Annotated in this window: 1 protein-coding gene and 1 pseudogene; one reads left to right on the top strand and one right to left on the bottom strand. The window is 62.1% G+C overall.

Annotated elements, in window-relative coordinates; all coding sequences use genetic code 11:
* Positions 1–117, top strand: a pseudogene (locus ENZ74_RS35510) (porin family protein); the annotation flags it as partial.
* A gap of 95 nt (positions 118–212) precedes the next feature.
* Here the strand turns inward: ENZ74_RS35510 and ENZ74_RS31905 are convergent.
* Positions 213–809, bottom strand: coding sequence for a glutathione S-transferase family protein (locus ENZ74_RS31905; RefSeq protein ID WP_013532484.1), 597 nt, complete (start codon positions 807–809; stop codon positions 213–215).
* Positions 810–1,346: the final 537 nt, after the last annotated feature.

Below are 1,346 nucleotides of genomic sequence, written 5' to 3'. Positions count from 1 at the left end.
GTCTTCGGTCGTGTCGAGTATCGTTACACCGACTTCGGCAGCAAGAGCTTCGATGGCATCGGCAAGGTCAAGGCCACCGACAACCGCGTCACCTTCGGCGTCGGTATGAAGTTCTAAGTCGTTCAAGCCACGACACGAAAAAGCCGGGCCTCGCGCCCGGCTTTTTTTATGCTCGCGTGATTTCCGGGTAAATCTATTCGGGTAATGGGCGGTCAACCGGGAATGCAGGGCTTCAGTTCTGGAAACTTCTCGTCGAAGCGTGCCGCCCACCGCGTCAGCCGGGCGCGACCCTTCTCCCATTTCCCGGCAAAGCGCAGCGCGAGATAGCCAAGGCAGGCGCGCAGCGCCATCTGGCCGGCGGTGATCTTTTTCGGCAGCTTCGGCGGGTTGGCGTTGAGCAGGTCGAGTGCCGCCGTGATCTTCGCCCACTGGCGATCGAGCCAGGGCTGATAGACCATCTCCTCAGGCCGCGTGCGCCGTTCATAGACCATCGACAGCGCACAGTCGCAAATGCCGTCGGCCAATGCCTCCAGCACTTCTGCCTCGAGCCGCTTGTCGGGATTGCGTGGAAAAAGCGCGCTCTTCGACAAACGGTTGAGATGCTGGGTGATGGCGCGACTGTCATGGATGGAGCGACCGTCGTCGAGCACCAGAACCGGAATCTTGCCGAGCGGGTTGGCGATCATCAAGTCGGCCGGCTTCTCCTCGGTCTTGATCGGCACCAGATCGACAGCGATGCCGGCATAGGCTGCCGCCATTCGTACCTTGGAACTGTAGGGAGAAGACGACGCATAGAGCAGTCTGGGCATGATCCGTTTCCTGTTTTGCAGGCCGGCAGTGTTGACCGATCGGGCGCGATCGGGCAATGGCCAGAAGCGGAAAACCCAGCCGCCAGAGCGACGCAGCGGCCAGGGCCGTTTAGCGAGCGCTCCATGAAGACGGTGCTTCATCACCATGGTTGCCGGGATCGCGCGAAGCCGCCAGCCGACTGGCAAGACCGACGAGCCTCGCGCCGATGTTTCATCACCCGCATGAATGACACGAAAAAAGCCCCACCGGACTCCGCCCTATGGCGAAGTCCTGGGAGCTGCGAAAAGATATCCTCCGTCCGCCTCTGTTCTCGCCTTCCGACTGCCTAAACAACGAGCGGGGCGCCCTGTGAGGCACCCGCCCTTGACTGTTTCGGCACCGCCCCCGGCGAGGGAAGCGCGACTACTTCTTGCCGGCCTTCGCGGGCGCTGCCTTCGGCTTGGCCGCAGGTGCCGCTTTCTTCACCGGCGCTGAAGATTTCGCTGCCGCAGCCTTCTTTGCCGGAGCAGCCTTGGCAGCCGGCTTCTTGGCTGGTG

Origin of the sequence: Mesorhizobium sp. M7A.F.Ca.CA.002.15.2.1, from assembly GCF_003998715.1 — a bacterium.
Classification (GTDB): Bacteria; Pseudomonadota; Alphaproteobacteria; order Rhizobiales; family Rhizobiaceae; genus Mesorhizobium; species Mesorhizobium ciceri.
This window is presented reverse-complemented; position numbering and strand designations above follow the sequence as displayed.

What these genes read in the sequence shown, in the direction of transcription:
- ENZ74_RS31905 (WP_013532484.1), bottom strand. Translation starts at nt 809, where the DNA reads ATGCCCAGACTGCTCTATGCGTCGTCTTCTCCCTACAGTTCCAAGGTA.